Source organism: Actinomycetospora rhizophila (assembly GCF_042657905.1).
Classification (GTDB): Bacteria; Actinomycetota; Actinomycetes; order Mycobacteriales; family Pseudonocardiaceae; genus Actinomycetospora; species Actinomycetospora rhizophila.
The window spans coordinates 45,265-58,629 of sequence record NZ_JBHSKG010000018.1 but is presented as its reverse complement, the minus strand read 5'-3'; the positions used below and the strand labels follow the sequence as shown (position 1 = coordinate 58,629).

Annotated in this window: 13 protein-coding genes; 9 read left to right on the top strand and 4 right to left on the bottom strand. The window is 73.3% G+C overall.

Translation table 11 applies throughout. The features are described 5' to 3' along the window. Positions 1 to 48 precede the first annotated feature (48 nt). The 4 genes from glf to ACFPK1_RS26300 all read left to right on the top strand — a co-directional run bounded on the left by glf (position 49) and on the right by ACFPK1_RS26300 (position 4,504). A complete protein-coding gene (glf, locus tag ACFPK1_RS26315) occupies positions 49 to 1,263 on the top strand; it encodes a UDP-galactopyranose mutase (RefSeq protein ID WP_378023916.1) in 1,215 nt (404 codons plus the stop codon). Between the two features lie 88 nt (positions 1,264 to 1,351). After that, on the top strand, positions 1,352 to 1,636 hold the full coding sequence (locus tag ACFPK1_RS26310) for a hypothetical protein (protein ID WP_378023915.1): 285 nt from the start codon (positions 1,352 to 1,354) through the stop codon (positions 1,634 to 1,636). An 82-nt stretch (positions 1,637 to 1,718) separates the two neighbouring features. Beyond that, positions 1,719 to 3,746, top strand: a complete 2,028-nt coding sequence (locus tag ACFPK1_RS26305; RefSeq protein ID WP_378023914.1) for a glycosyltransferase — start codon at positions 1,719 to 1,721, stop codon at positions 3,744 to 3,746. Between the two features lie 188 nt (positions 3,747 to 3,934). After that, a complete protein-coding gene (locus ACFPK1_RS26300) occupies positions 3,935 to 4,504 on the top strand; it encodes a DinB family protein (protein WP_378023913.1) in 570 nt (189 codons plus the stop codon). A gap of 21 nt (positions 4,505 to 4,525) precedes the next feature. Here ACFPK1_RS26300 and ACFPK1_RS26295 read toward each other — a convergent pair whose 3' ends face one another. After that, complete coding sequence (locus ACFPK1_RS26295) at positions 4,526 to 4,933, bottom strand: hypothetical protein (RefSeq protein ID WP_378023912.1); 408 nt, start codon at positions 4,931 to 4,933, stop codon at positions 4,526 to 4,528. A 7-nt stretch (positions 4,934 to 4,940) separates the two neighbouring features. Here ACFPK1_RS26295 and ACFPK1_RS26290 point away from each other — a divergent pair, with 7 nt between their 5' ends. Beyond that, a complete protein-coding gene (locus ACFPK1_RS26290; protein WP_378023911.1) occupies positions 4,941 to 5,300 on the top strand; it encodes a hypothetical protein in 360 nt (119 codons plus the stop codon). Between the two features lie 7 nt (positions 5,301 to 5,307). On the opposite strand, the gene ACFPK1_RS26285 is transcribed toward ACFPK1_RS26290, so the two are convergent. After that, on the bottom strand, positions 5,308 to 6,639 hold the full coding sequence (locus ACFPK1_RS26285; RefSeq protein WP_378023910.1) for an MFS transporter: 1,332 nt from the start codon (positions 6,637 to 6,639) through the stop codon (positions 5,308 to 5,310). A gap of 330 nt (positions 6,640 to 6,969) precedes the next feature. Between ACFPK1_RS26285 and ACFPK1_RS26280 the strand changes: the two genes are divergently transcribed. The 3 genes from ACFPK1_RS26280 to mscL all read left to right on the top strand — a co-directional run bounded on the left by ACFPK1_RS26280 (position 6,970) and on the right by mscL (position 8,295). Further along, entirely contained in the window at positions 6,970 to 7,380 is a 411-nt protein-coding gene (locus ACFPK1_RS26280) for a hypothetical protein (protein WP_378023909.1), read from the top strand. A gap of 41 nt (positions 7,381 to 7,421) precedes the next feature. After that, positions 7,422 to 7,745, top strand: a complete 324-nt coding sequence (locus ACFPK1_RS26275; RefSeq protein ID WP_378023908.1) for a hypothetical protein — start codon at positions 7,422 to 7,424, stop codon at positions 7,743 to 7,745. Between the two features lie 118 nt (positions 7,746 to 7,863). Then, positions 7,864 to 8,295 (top strand): large conductance mechanosensitive channel protein MscL, encoded by a 432-nt coding sequence (gene mscL, locus ACFPK1_RS26270; RefSeq protein ID WP_378023907.1) that lies wholly within the window; start codon positions 7,864 to 7,866, stop codon positions 8,293 to 8,295. 275 nt (positions 8,296 to 8,570) lie between these two features. Here mscL and ACFPK1_RS26265 read toward each other — a convergent pair whose 3' ends face one another. Both ACFPK1_RS26265 and ACFPK1_RS26260 read right to left on the bottom strand, forming a co-directional pair. Next, positions 8,571 to 9,128, bottom strand: coding sequence for a GNAT family N-acetyltransferase (locus ACFPK1_RS26265; RefSeq protein WP_378023906.1), 558 nt, complete (start codon positions 9,126 to 9,128; stop codon positions 8,571 to 8,573). Between the two features lie 83 nt (positions 9,129 to 9,211). Further along, positions 9,212 to 11,440: a hypothetical protein gene (locus ACFPK1_RS26260; RefSeq protein WP_378023905.1), complete on the bottom strand. Its 2,229-nt coding sequence runs from the start codon at positions 11,438 to 11,440 to the stop codon at positions 9,212 to 9,214. 372 nt (positions 11,441 to 11,812) lie between these two features. Between ACFPK1_RS26260 and ACFPK1_RS26255 the strand changes: the two genes are divergently transcribed. Next, positions 11,813 to 13,297 carry an acyltransferase family protein gene (locus ACFPK1_RS26255; protein WP_378023904.1) on the top strand — a complete coding sequence of 495 codons (1,485 nt, stop codon included), beginning with the start codon at positions 11,813 to 11,815 and terminating at the stop codon, positions 13,295 to 13,297. Positions 13,298 to 13,365: the final 68 nt, after the last annotated feature.

The following is a 13,365-nucleotide window of genomic DNA, read 5'->3' as shown; positions in this document are numbered from 1 at the left end:
GGATACCCGGACCCGGCGGGACCCACCGCCCCGGCTACCGTCGGTGGCATGGGTGCGGAACCGGACCTCGACGTCAGCCCGGATCTCGTGGTGGTGGGCTCGGGTTTCTTCGGGCTGACCGTGGCCGAGCGGGCCGCGACCGAGCTCGACAAGCGCGTCCTCGTGGTCGAGCGCCGCTCGCACCTCGGCGGCAACGCCTACTCCGAGCCCGACCCCGAGACCGGGATCGAGGTGCACCGCTACGGCGCGCACCTGTTCCACACCTCGAACAAGCGTGTCTGGGACTACGTCAACCGGTTCACCGACTTCACCGGCTACCAGCACCGCGTCTTCACGATCTACGAGGGCCGCGTCTACCCGATGCCGGTCAACCTCGCGACGATCTGCGAGTACGCGGGCCGCTCGATGAGCCCCGACGAGGCCCGCGCCTGGGTGGCCGGGCACGCCGCCGAGATCGACGTCGCGGACGCGGAGAACTTCGAGGAGAAGGGCGTCGCGCTGGTCGGCCGCCCGCTCTACGAGGCGTTCTTCGAGGGCTACACGGCCAAGCAGTGGCAGACCGACCCGAAGAACCTCCCGGCGTCGATCGTGTCGCGCCTGCCGGTGCGCTACACCTTCGACAACCGGTACTTCTCGGACACCTACGAGGGCCTGCCGGTCGACGGGTACACCGCCTGGCTCGAGCGCATGGCCGACCACCCGAACATCGAGGTCCGCCTCGACACCGACTGGTTCGACCTGCGGGACGAGCTGCCGGCCGACGTGCCGACCGTCTACACCGGGCCGCTGGACCGCTACTTCGACTACAGCGAGGGCGAGCTCGGCTGGCGCACCCTCGACTTCGAGTCCGAGGTGCTGACGAGCACCGGCGACTTCCAGGGCACCCCGGTCATGAACTACGCGGACCGCGACGTGCCGTTCACGCGCATCCACGAGTTCCGCCACTTCCACCCCGAGCGCACGTCCTACCCCAAGGACAAGACGGTGATCGTGCGCGAGTACTCCCGCTTCGCGCAGCACGGCGACGAGCCGTACTACCCGATCAACACCCCCGAGGACCGCGCCAAGCTCGAGCGCTACCGCGAGCTCGCCCGCAAGGAGGCGACCAACCGGCGCGTGCTCTTCGGCGGGCGTCTCGGGACGTACAAGTACCTGGACATGCACATGGCGATCGGGTCCGCGCTGACCCTGTTCGACAACCGCATCGCCCCGTGGTTCACCGAGGGTGCGTCGTTCGACGGCGCGGACCTCGCCGAGGTCTGAGACGATCACTCGTTCGGCCGCATCCTCCGGCCTGATGATTGCGTAGCGTCACGGCTTTCCGTCGTGGATCTTCGCCCGGAGGCGCACCGTGTCCGCTCCCCACTCCCTCGTCCGGCGGCGCTCCGCCGCCGGCGTCCTGGCGATGCTGTCGTGCACCGCGGTGCTCACGCTGTCCGCCTGCGACACGAGCAGCGAGTCGTCGGGCGGTGGCGGTGGCGGCGGGTCGGCGCCGGCGAGCCACGAGGGCGGGCACCACAGCGGCACCCCGCACCCCTCGTCGACCCACCACACGACGGCGCCGTCGTCGCGGCCCTCGGAGTACAACCCGGCCAACTGCCCGACCGGGCTGGTCTGCTCGACGCCGACCCCGTAGCGGCCCCCGTCGGGGTGGCGCACGCGGCGACCCGCCGGGGTGCTCCCGGGCCGGCGACCGGCGCGCGGTTACCGTCGTCGGTGTGACGAGCACGGTCGGCGGGACGGTGGAGATGACGGCACGACCCGCAGGTGACGAGGGTGCCGCGGCGAGCGCGTTGCTCCAGCGCGTCATCCTGCCCCGCCCCGCGGACCCGACGTCGGTGCGCGCGCTCTACCTCGACGAGGGCACCGCGACGTCGATGGAGACGACGGCGCCGACCGCGTACCGCCCGGGCACGTTCGACGACTCCGTCGAGGAGTACGTCGTGCACGTGCGGCGCTCCGGGGGCCGGGTGGCCGAAGTCGTGTCCCGCACCGGGGTGCGGCTGCCCGAGCGCAGCGAGGTCTCGTTCGCCGCCTACTTCAACGCCTTCCCGGCCGCCTACTGGCGCCGCTGGTCGGTGCTCGACGCCGTCTCGCTGCGCCTGCGGCTGCGCGGGCGGGGTCGCGTCGACGTGTACCGGTCGACGGCCAAGGGCGTGCCGGTGCACCTCGCGGGCCGGGCCGTCGAGACCGACGCCGTCACCGAGGTCGTCGTCCCCGTGTCCCTGACGCCGTTCGCGGACGGCGGCTGGGTGTGGTTCGACCTCTCCAGCGACAACGAGGCCCTCGAGCTCGTCTCCGGCGGGTGGTTCGCCGACCGCGAGGCCCCGGGCCGCGCCGCGATCACCGTCGGGATGCCGACGTTCAACCGCCCGTCCGACTGCGTGGCCACCCTGCAGGCCCTCGGGGAGGACCCGCTGGTCAGCGAGACCTTGACCGCGGTGATCATCCCCGACCAGGGCTCGTCGAAGGTGCGCGACCAGCCGGGTTACGAGGAGGCGGCCGCGGCGCTGGGCGACCGGCTGCGGATCATCGACCAGCCCAACCTCGGCGGCTCCGGCGGCTACGCGCGGATCATGTACGAGGCGCTGGAGAGCACCGACTGCGAGCAGATCCTGTTCATGGACGACGACGTCGTCCTCGAGCCGGACTCGGTGCTGCGCGCTCTGGCGTTCTCGCGGTTCGCCCGCGAGGAGATGCTGGTGGGCGGCCAGATGCTCTCGCTGCAGGCGCGCTCGCACCTGCACGCCATGGGCGAGGTCGTCGACCGCGGCCAGTTCTTCTGGCAGATCGCCCCGCACACCGAGGACGACCACGACTTCGCGGTCGACTCCCTGCGCCAGACGCTGTGGATGCACCGGCGCACCGACGTCGACTACAACGCCTGGTGGATGTGCCTGATCCCGCGCACGGTGGCCGAGCGCATCGGGCTCCCGCTGCCGCTGTTCATCAAGTGGGACGACTGCGAGTACGGCCTGCGCGCCGGCAGCCACGGTGTCCCGACCGCCACCGTCCCGGGCGTGGCGATCTGGCACATGTCGTTCGTGGAGAAGGACGACACCTCCGACTGGCAGGCGTACTTCCACGTCCGCAACCGCCTGGTGGTCGCCGCGCTGCACGGTCCGGACAACCCGCGCGCGATGCTCGCCGACTCGCTCAAGCGCACCCTGCGCCACCTCTTCCTGCTCGAGTACTCGACGATCGCGCTGCACCACATGGCGATGCGCGACTTCCTCTCCGGGCCGAAGGCGCTGTTCGGGGCCCTGCCGACCGCGCTGGGCGCCGTCCGGGCCACGCGCGCGGAGTTCCCCGACGGCACCGTGCACCGCGGCGCCGCCGACCTCCCGCGCCCGGCCCTCGGCGCCCGCGAGTCGCAGCTGTGGCCCAAGCCGCCGGTCGGCAAGGTCGCGCAGGTCGCCGCGCTGGCCCGGGGTCTCGTGCACCAGCTGCGTCCCGTCGACCCGGCCGCCCACGAGCGCCCGCAGCGCGACGTGCCCGCCGAGCACAGCCAGTGGTTCCTGCTCTCGATGCTCGACGGGGCGGCGGTGACGACCTCGGACGGCTCCGGGGTCACCTTCCGCAAGCGCGACCGCGAGATGTTCTGGGCGATGCTGCGCGAGTCGGTGCGCCTGCACGCCGAGGTGGGCAAGGCCTGGCCGGCGCTGCGCCGCCGCTACCGCGACTCGATGGGCGAGCTGGTGAGCCGCACCGCCTGGCGCGAGCAGGTCTTCGACCGCTTCCGCTGACCGACCGCCCGGACCGCACACGGGGTGTGCGCTGACGGTGGACGTCAGGAAATCCGTCTGCTCGATTCCTGCTGGTGATTCGGCAAGGAGGACCGAACCTGTCCGCCTCCCTCCGTAGCTTTCGTGTCACCAGGGACGACGAGGAAAGTGGGCCCCCGATGACGACGACCGCCACCCAGGAGACCGCCATGGCCAGCACCGACGCCGACGAGCGTGCCGACCTCCTCGCCGAGCTGGCCCAGGCGCGGCACTGGCTCGTCTTCCCCACCCGCGACCTCACCGACGAGCAGGCCGGCTCGCGGCCGACGGCGTCGCAGCTCTGCCTCGGCGGGCTGATCAAGCACGTCACCAAGGTCGAGGAGGGCTGGATGCGCTTCGCGGTCGAGGGCGCCAGCCCGGAGGAGGACTTCGAGCTGCCCGAGGGCATGACGATCGAGGACTTCGAGGGCTGGATCGCGAGCCTCGACGAGAAGCCCGACTGGCTGGTCGAGCGCGAGAACGAGTTCAAGCTCCTGCCCGGCGAGACGCTCGCCGAGGTGGTCGCGAAGTACCACGAGACCGCGGCGCGCACCGAGCAGACGCTGGCGTCGCTGCCCGACCTCAACGTGCGCCACGAGCTGCCGAAGGCGCCGTGGCACGAGCCCGGCACGACGTGGACGGTGCGCCGGGTGCTGATCCACATCATCGCCGAGACCACCCAGCACGCGGGCCACGCGGACATGCTGCGCGAGCACATCGACGGCGCCACGTCGATGTGAGCCCGGACCCGATCTGCCCCGTCACGACGCCGGTGCCAAGATGCCGGGCGTGACGGAGCAGGCGGGCGCGCAGCGCACCGAGGGCGGCAGCGACAGCGGCGAGTCGGCGGACGCGGCGTCCGGGGGCGCCGGCGGCGAGGGCGCGACCACCTCCACGGGGTCGACGTCGCCGTCCGGCGACCAGGGGGCCGACGCCTCGGCGGCGGGCGGGGACGCGAGCACGTCGTCGGGCGGCGGGGACTCGTCGTCGACCACGGCGGCATCGAGCTCGGGGTCGTCGAGCTCGGGCGCATCGAGTTCGGGATCGTCGAGTTCTGGGTCGTCGAGCTCGGAGGCCTCGTCGGAGGCCGCCACGAGCACGACCGCGACGAAGACCCGCGCGTCGGACGGCCCGCCGCCCGACGAGGCGCCGACGACGCAGCAGCGCACCCCCGACGTGTCCGGCGGCTCCGCGCCGCACGGGCGCGAGGAGCGCGCGCCGCTGAACGTCGGCGAGCTGGTCTGGAAGGTCGCAACGGTCCTCGCGTCGGTGATCCGGATCGTCGCCTACGTGATCGCCGTGGTGCTGGTGGCCTACGTGCTGCTGACGCTCGTCGGGGTGAACCCGCTGAACGCCGTCGCGCAGATCGTCGGCGGTGTCGCCGACTCCACCGTGCTCGCGTTCCGCGACCTGTTCCTCATCGCCGACCCGGTGTTCGCGGTCGTCGTCAACTACGGCCTCGCGGCCGTGTTCTGGGTGCTCGTCGCGGAGTTCGGCTCGCGGATCGTGCGCTGGGTCGGCGCCCGGTTCTCCTGACCGGTCCTCAGGTGCGGACCGCCGCCTGGCCGGCCGCGGCGCTGCCGGCGACGGCCCGCACCGGGATCAGCGTCGCGAGCCCGAGCAGGAGCACCAGCCCGATCCCCAGGATCCCCCAGCGCTGCGCGCCGAACAGGGCGATGAACAGGGCGAACATCGCCGGCGCGAGGAAGCTCACCGCGCGCCCGGTGGTGGCGTAGAGGCCGAACAGCTCGCCCTCGCGCCCCGGCGGGACGATCCGGGCGAGGTAGCTGCGCGAGCAGGCCTGCGCGGGCCCGACGAACAGCGACAGGAACGTGCCGCCGATCCAGAACGCGGTGGCGCCGGACGCGAACAGCATGCCGGCCGCGGTGACGACGAGGGCCGCGAGGCAGACGACGATCACGATCTTCGGGCCGACCCGGTCGTCGAGCAGGCCACCGATGACCGCGCCGAGCGCCGAGACGACGTTGGCGACGATCGCGAAGATGATGACCTCGCCGGGGGTCAGCCCGAACGTGCCGGCGGCGAGCACGCCGCCGAAGGTGAACACGGCGGTCAGGCCGTCGCGGTAGATCGCGCTCGAGACGAGGAACCCGAGCAGGTGCCGGTCGTCGCGGTACAGGCGCGCGAGCCGGCGGAACAGCAGCTTGTACGACGCGGCCCAGCCGACGGCGGCCTCGGTGTCCCCGGGCGGTGGCGGGAAGGGGAAGCTCATCCGCAGCACCGGGATCGTCGACAGCGCGAACCACACGGCCGCGACGAGCACGACGACCCGTACGGCCGTGCCCTCGCCCTCGAAGGGGATGACCGGGGAGTCGGCGAGGAAGAGCACGAAGCAGATCAGCAGCAGCACGATGCCGCCGACGTAGCCGGCCGCCCAGCCGATCCCGGACACGCGCCCGGTCCGCCCCGGCGGCGCGAGGCGGTAGATCATCGCGTTGTACTCGACCTGGGCGAGCTCGTAGGCGAAGGTCCCGACCCCGAGCAGCAGCAGGCCCCACCAGAGGTACGACGGCTCCGGCGCGACGAGCGCCATCAGCGCCGTGCAGGCGATGATCACCGCGGTGAGCCAGCCGAGCCGGCGCTGACGGCCCGTCTCGGCGCCGGCGGCGTCGCTGCGCTGGCCGTACACCGGCGCGACGAGGGCGACCAGGACCCCGGACACGCTGATCGCGGTGGCCAGCGCCGCCGACCCGCTCGCCTCGTCCGCGGCCACCGTGCCGGTGAGGTAGACGGTGAAGACGAACGTCGTGACGATGTGGTTGAACGCGGCGGAGCCCCAGTCCCACGCGGCCCAGGCCGCGAGCGGGCGCCCGATGCGGGCCGTCGGTGCGGACGGCGCAGTCGAGGACGACACGCGCGAACGGTAGCGACACCGAGGGCCCCGGCGCGCGCCCCGGACGGGCGGGTGAGCGGTCCGGGCGTGTGAGGCGGCCGGGCGTGGCTGCCACCGAGCGCGGCCGGTACACCGCTCGGCGTTCGCCTGGATGGAGCAGTCTCGCTCGTTCGGTGACGACAGGTGTGGTCGTGCGCCACTCGGTCGTGGGCGACCGATCGGTCGGTTTCACCGAGGGTCCGGAAGTGATCACGAGTCTGACTCATGATCACCTCCTCAGGGTCGTCGGGGCCGCCACGAGCGGGTGACCGAGCGAGCCGCCCGCCGCGAATTCCGGCGGGCAATCCGCGCGTGGTCGATCGCTACTGTCCGCCGCGCGGCATTCCGATGTCGCCGGTGAAGGCTCCCCGTCGTCGTCCCGGCCCGGGGAGGACCATGCGAAAGGACATCACTGTGGGATTTCTCCGTCAGTCCGTGCTCGCCGCCACGCTGATCGGCGCCGGCATCGCGAGCACGACCGGTTCGGCTCTCGCGCACGAGAGCGACGCCGACCAGAACGGTTTCGCGAACGTCGACTCGATCCAGACCATCACGCCGGCCAACGCCTGCAACAACGACGTCCCGGTGAACGCGCTCGGCGTCCAGGTCCCCGTCGAGGACGTCTCGGCCGCCGTGCCGGCGCTCTCGGGCGACTCCGACGGCGCGGCCGCGCAGCCCGAGTCGCAGGCCTGCGGCTCGTCGGTCGACGGCGACGCCAACTGATCCGGGCACGACCGCTCCCCTCGCTCCCCGGAGGAGAAGACATGAGCTTCCTGCGGCGCGCCGCGATCGCCGGCGCCCTCGCCGGCGCCGCGCTGGCGTCCACCACGGGCTCGGCGTTCGCCGCCGAGGCCGGCTCCGACGACGCTGACCAGCACGGATTGGTCAACGTCGGCGACGTGCAGACGATCACCCCGGTGAACGCCTGCAACAACGACGTCCCGGTCAACGCCGCCGGGGTCCAGGTCCCGGTCGAGGACGTGTCGGGCGTCCTCGACCTGGGTCTGCTCGGCGGCGGCGACAACGACGACCCGGCGGCCCAGCCGGAGTCGCTGTCGTGCGGCAGCGGGACCGACGCGGCCGCCTGACGGCCGGCGTCGACGTCCGGGTCCCGGTCCTCCCTGAGGGGGCCGGGGCCCGGGCGTGTGCGGCGGGTGGTCCTATCCTCGGCGCGTTCCGTCGGATCGCGAACTCGGGGAAGTGGACGTGCTCAAGGGTTTCAAGGACTTCCTGCTGCGCGGGAACGTCGTCGATCTCGCCGTCGCCGTCGTCATCGGCGCGGCGTTCACCGCCGTCGTCACGGCATTCACCAGCGCATTCCTCAAGCCGCTGATCCAGCTGTTCTCGGGCGGCGGCGAATTCGCCGGCTCGTTCGTCGTGAACGACGTCGTGTTCGACTACGCGAGTTTCATCAACGCGATCATCACGTTCGTCATCACGGCCGCGGTCATCTACTTCCTCGTCGTCCTGCCGCTGAAGTACGTCGAGGAGCGCCGCCGCCGCGGCGAGGAGGTGGGCCCGGCCGACCCGACCGACGTCGAGCTCCTCACCGAGATCCGCGACCTCCTCCGGGAGCAGGCCGCCCGGTCGGGCCGCGACGGCGGCCCCGACGGCCGCATCCCCCAGCAGGACCGCTGACGCCTCCCTCGGGCGATGCGGCGTTGCTGGCGTGTGGGGCCAGGATCGCCACACGCTCGCTCGCGCGACACGCCGCGAGCTCCACCCCGAGCCGGCTGCGGCACGGGGTGTCTCAGCCTGGCGGCCATGCTGACGTCCGACGTCAGTTTCTCCCCCCGCTCGATCCGGGTGGGCTGCCGGCTCGCCGACGAAGATCGTGGTGCCTTTCCTGACGTCTGACGTCAGCGTGGCCGCCAGGCTGACACCGCACACCACACCGCGGCCGCGCGGAGAGCTCAGGTGACGGTGAGGGCCGCCGGGTCGATCTCGAAGTGCACGGTCGACCAAGGGTCCGGGCGCGCGTCGTGGACGAGCGTCGCCCCGGGGAAGGTCGACCAGAACGCCAGCGCGCCGGGCACCGAGGCGTTGGTGTGCAGGCAGAGGGGGTCGTAGCCGTCGGCGAGCGCCCAGCGCGCCGCCTCGAGCGCGAGCATCCGGCCGGCGCCGAGGCGCCGGTGCCCCGGGTCGACCCAGACCCGGCAGATCTGGCCGACGCGCCGCCCCGCGTACCGGCGTGCGAGCCACGACGGCACGAACTGCGGCTTCGGCCCGCCCGCGCGCACCGACGCGGTGCCGGCGAGGGCGGGGCCGTCGGGGCCCTCGACGACGCACATGAACAGCCGCGTCCCCGCGGCGCCGAGGTAGGTCCCGGCGAGGTCGTCGACGTCGGCGTGCAGCCGCGGGTCGTAGCCGCCGAGCTCGCGTTCGAGCATCCCGCGCATGTGCCGCGCGACGGCGGGGAGGTCCTCGCGCTGCGCGGCGCGGACGAGAGGCGGCGCGACGGCGAGGGTCATGGCCGCACTGTTGCACAGCACTGGCAACGGAGAAAGACGTGGTACGGCGAGACTGTCCGTTCGGACAGGACGTGGCAGCTGACCTACTGGCTGACCCAGTAGGAGAAGGAGCGGTAGTCCGGGTAGGGCTGGAGGTAGGGCTGGCGCGGGCCGAGGCTGACGGTGAGCTCCGTGCCGGTGACCATTTCACCGGGGACGACGAACGAGTCCTGGGTCCAGGCGCGGTCGTCTGTCGTGAACGCCCACTCGCCCGCCGGCCTCCCGTCCACGCCCACGGCGACCACGCCCGCTTGGGTGTTGCGGTCGACCAGCGGTTCGCGGGCCTCGACGCGGGCCGTGAGCGTGACCGGCACGCCGGGGGTCAGGCCGCGGACGGTGAAGTGCTCGCCACCGACGATCTCGCGGCCCGAGTCGACCATGCGCCGGCCATCGGGGCGGTCCTCCCCGCGCAGGATCGTCATCGGTACGAGGCCGACCAGCGCGCGGTCGACGCCGTAGCCGTGGGCGTCCTCGTCGAGAGGATCGCCCACGTCCACGTGGTCGACGACCCGGCCGGGCACCGGGCGGTCCGGTGCGTCGCCGCTACCGACGACCGACCAGTCGGCGGCCCAGACATCGGTCTCCGAGCACCCGCCGCTGGCCTGGCACACTCCGCCGAGCGCCACGTCCCGCACCGGCGAGCGGGTCTGGAAGGTGGTGAGCGGCTCCTCGGCGAGCACGCCGGCCTCGGACATGTCGCCGAAGCTGACCCCGTTGAACGACGGGAAGACCGCGAAGTAGGCGGGCCGCCGGTCCGCGGGCAGGCGGGAGAGCGCCTCGTACAGCGCGCCGGTCCCCTCGTTCGCCGCGTCGGCGAGACCGTTGGTGGTGAGCCCCACGAGGTCGACCACGGGCCGCTCGCCGAAGTAGGCCGTGGCGCCCACGTCGTTGACGGCGATCACCGAGCCCGGCGGGGTGTTGCCCCGTAGCCACTGCGCCACCGACACCGAGGCCTCGCGGATGCCGGCGCCCTGCTGCGCCGAACGCAGCGCCCATGTCGGCAGCGTCAGCACGGCCACGAGTACGAGGACGCCGACCAGCGCAGCGCCGGCTCCCCGCCCGTGGCGCGGCATCGCGCGGGCGAGGAAGCGCACGCCGAGGACGACCAGAACGAGCACCAGGGGCAGGAACGGGGTCACGTAGCGACCGTTGTGCCACAGGGTGGTGATCAGCGTGGCGACCGCGAGCACGATCCCCCCGAGCCCCAGGACCAGGACACCGGCCAGGGTGCGGTGGCGGGGCCGGTCGACGACGAGCGCGACCGTGCCCAGGGCCGCGAGCACCAGGGTCCCCGGGGCCACCACCGGCACGCCGGTGAGCCCGCCATAGGTCGCGATGGCCTCCCGCGCGCCGGTGACCACGCGGTCGAGGACCTCGATGGTCGAGTCCAACGGCTGGTAGAGCCACGACTTCGCGACGACTCCGTTGTTCTCCGCCGACCCCGTGAGGGACCGGTAGAGCAGCCGCTGGGCCAGCGCCGCGATCAGGGGCAGCGTCAGCAGCGTCACGGTCAGCACGTCCGCGCGGCCGGTCGGGACGCCGCGACGCCGTCGCTGCACGAGCGTGACCGCGGCGCCGACCAGCACGGCGACGGTGAGCACCAGGCCCTCGGGGCGCGTCAGGGTGAGCAGGACACCGAGCAGCACGGTCAGGCGGAAGCGTCCGCCGGGCTGCTCGTGGACGAAGGCGAGGACCATGCCGGTCGCGAGGGCCGCCACGAGGCCGACCTCCATCCCGCTCAGCGCGCCCCACTGCAGCGGGCCGCACAGCGCGGTGAGGAGTCCGGCGACGACCCCCACGGTGCGCGAGGCGATCGTCCGGCCGAGGTGGTAGGTCAGCACCGTCGTGAGCACGGTGCACGCCACCCCGAGCGCGAGGGCAGCGTAGAGCAGCGAGCCTCCCGTCGCCCCGAGCGCGGCCGCGACGCCGAGCACGAGCACGTAGAGGAGGCTGCTCGCGCCCGTGGTCACCGGCGCGCCGTCCTGGTAGCGCAGGAACTCGCCCAGCCCGATCTGCCGCGCGTACTGCAGGTGGATGTAGACGTCGTCGAGCGGCGGGGAGAACCGGCCCTGGTTGTAGGCGGCGTTGGCCAGCAGGAACCCGACGGCGACGACGAGGGACAGTGCTGCGAGCCCCCAGGCCGCGGGGTCCGAGCGCGACCACGACCACCGGCCGCGGGCCTCGGGGCCGGGTGGGATGGACGTCCGCGGTCCGCGCACCCCGTCGGGGCGCGCCCGGTCTCCTCGGGCGCGCTCGTCCTCCACCGTGGTCATCGGGCCCCCCTCGGCCACGACGCAGGGTGCGGCGTGGCGATGCCTCTCATCTCGAGACGTGGATCGCACGCTAGCCACGCGGCCGGGCACCCCGGGCACCGGCTCGTGGTGCGGTCGCGCACCCGCTTCGGTCGGCCGTCCCGATGCCCCTCCTGCCGCCGACCCTCGACCCGGTGTCACCGCCACTCGCCGGTGACTGCTCCGTTCGTGTCTCGGTGACGGAGAGCGACAGCCAGGGTCGTCGTCACTCCCGGATCGAACGGCACACCACCCCAATCCACCGATCGGAGTATCAAAGGTCGGCCACTCGGCGCCGTTGACCGGATCGAGGGTTGGCATCCGCCGATCTGTCGGCGACGTCGGGGAGGCGCGGTGCGGACGGTGGTGGGGCAGGACCACGGCGGGCCGGACGGCCGCGGCGACCGCAACGACCGCACGGCGTCGAGCCTCCCGGGCATCCGGCCCATCCCCGTCCCGCGCGGTGGCGCGGCGTCCCGCCCGGCGCCCACCACGGTCGAGCAGGCCGTCCGCACCGTCGAGCAGCCCGCGCCGGCCACGGGCCCGCGCCCGGTCGCCCGGTCCGTGACCGTCGAGATCCCGGCCCTCACGGGCCTGCGGGCCGTGGCGGCGGTGTGGGTCCTCCTGCACCACGTCAGCTACCTGCCCGTCACGGGCTACGCGGAGTGGTTCGCCCCGGTCGCGCCGCTCCTCGCGGCGGGTCCGCTCGGCGTCGACCTGTTCTTCGCCCTCTCCGGTTTCCTGCTCGCCCGGTCCTACCTGGACCGCTGGCGGGGAGCGCCGGGTCCGCGCCAGGCGTTGGGGTTCGTCTGGGCGCGACTGGCCCGGGTGTGGCCGCTCTATGCGGTCGTGGTGGTCCTGGCCGGGCTGTGGTGCGCCGCGCGCGCCGTCCTGGGGAGCGACGGTGTGATCACGTGGCAGGGCGCCCAGCCCGGCCTGGACCCCCTGAGCTGGCTGCGCCAGCTGACCATGACGCAGATGTGGGACTCGGGCGGCATCGACGGTGTCTCATTCGTCCTGCCCGCATGGTCGATCAGTGCCGAGTGGGCCGCGTACCTGGCCTTTCCGCTGCTCGCCGGCGGCGCCTGGCTGCTGCGCGGGACGCCGCGGGCCGTGCTCGCGGCGCTCGCCGTCCTCGCCGCCACCCCGACCGCCGCCTTCGCCGTGCACGCCGCCCTGACCGGTGCGTGGGCGGGCTTCTGGGGCGTGCGACTCGCGGCGGGCTTCACCGCCGGGGTGCTGACGTGGCTGGTGGTGCGCCGCGTGCCGCGCACGGCCACGGTCTCGCGCTGGGCGCACCGGGTGCTGCTGTTCGCGATCGCCGAGATCGTCGTGGTCGTCTACTGGGCCGCCACGGCGCCGCCGAGCGCGGCCTTCGGCGCCGACGCCCGCCTCTACCTCGCCGCGCCGCTGCTGCCCGTGCTGATCGGTGCGCTCGCGCTGACCGACGGCCCGGTGGCCCGGGCGCTGGGGACGCCGCGCCTGCGCCACGGCGGGCGCATCTCCTATGCGCTCTACCTCGTGCACTTCCCGTTGATCGAGATGGCGCTCGTCGCCATGACCCGCATCCCCGCGCTCGCCCCCGACACGGCGGCGGCCGCGCTGCTCGTGCCGCACCTCGTCGTGGCCTCGCTGGTGCTCGCGCACCTCGCGTACCGCTACGTCGAGGAGCCCGGGCAGGCGTGGATGCGGGACCGGGACCCGTCGCGGCGCCGGGGCAGCGCGCGCCGCGACACCGCCGACGTCCGTCGTCCGGAGGTCACCCCGCCCTCCGGTCGTCGGGCGGTCGGGCGGCGTGGGGGCAGCCACGCCGCCCGGCCGGCAGCGGTCGCCGCCTAGGGGCGTCGCGAGATGTCAGCGGTGGGCCATCGCTGACACTGGACGTCAGGATCGCCACACGCTCGCCG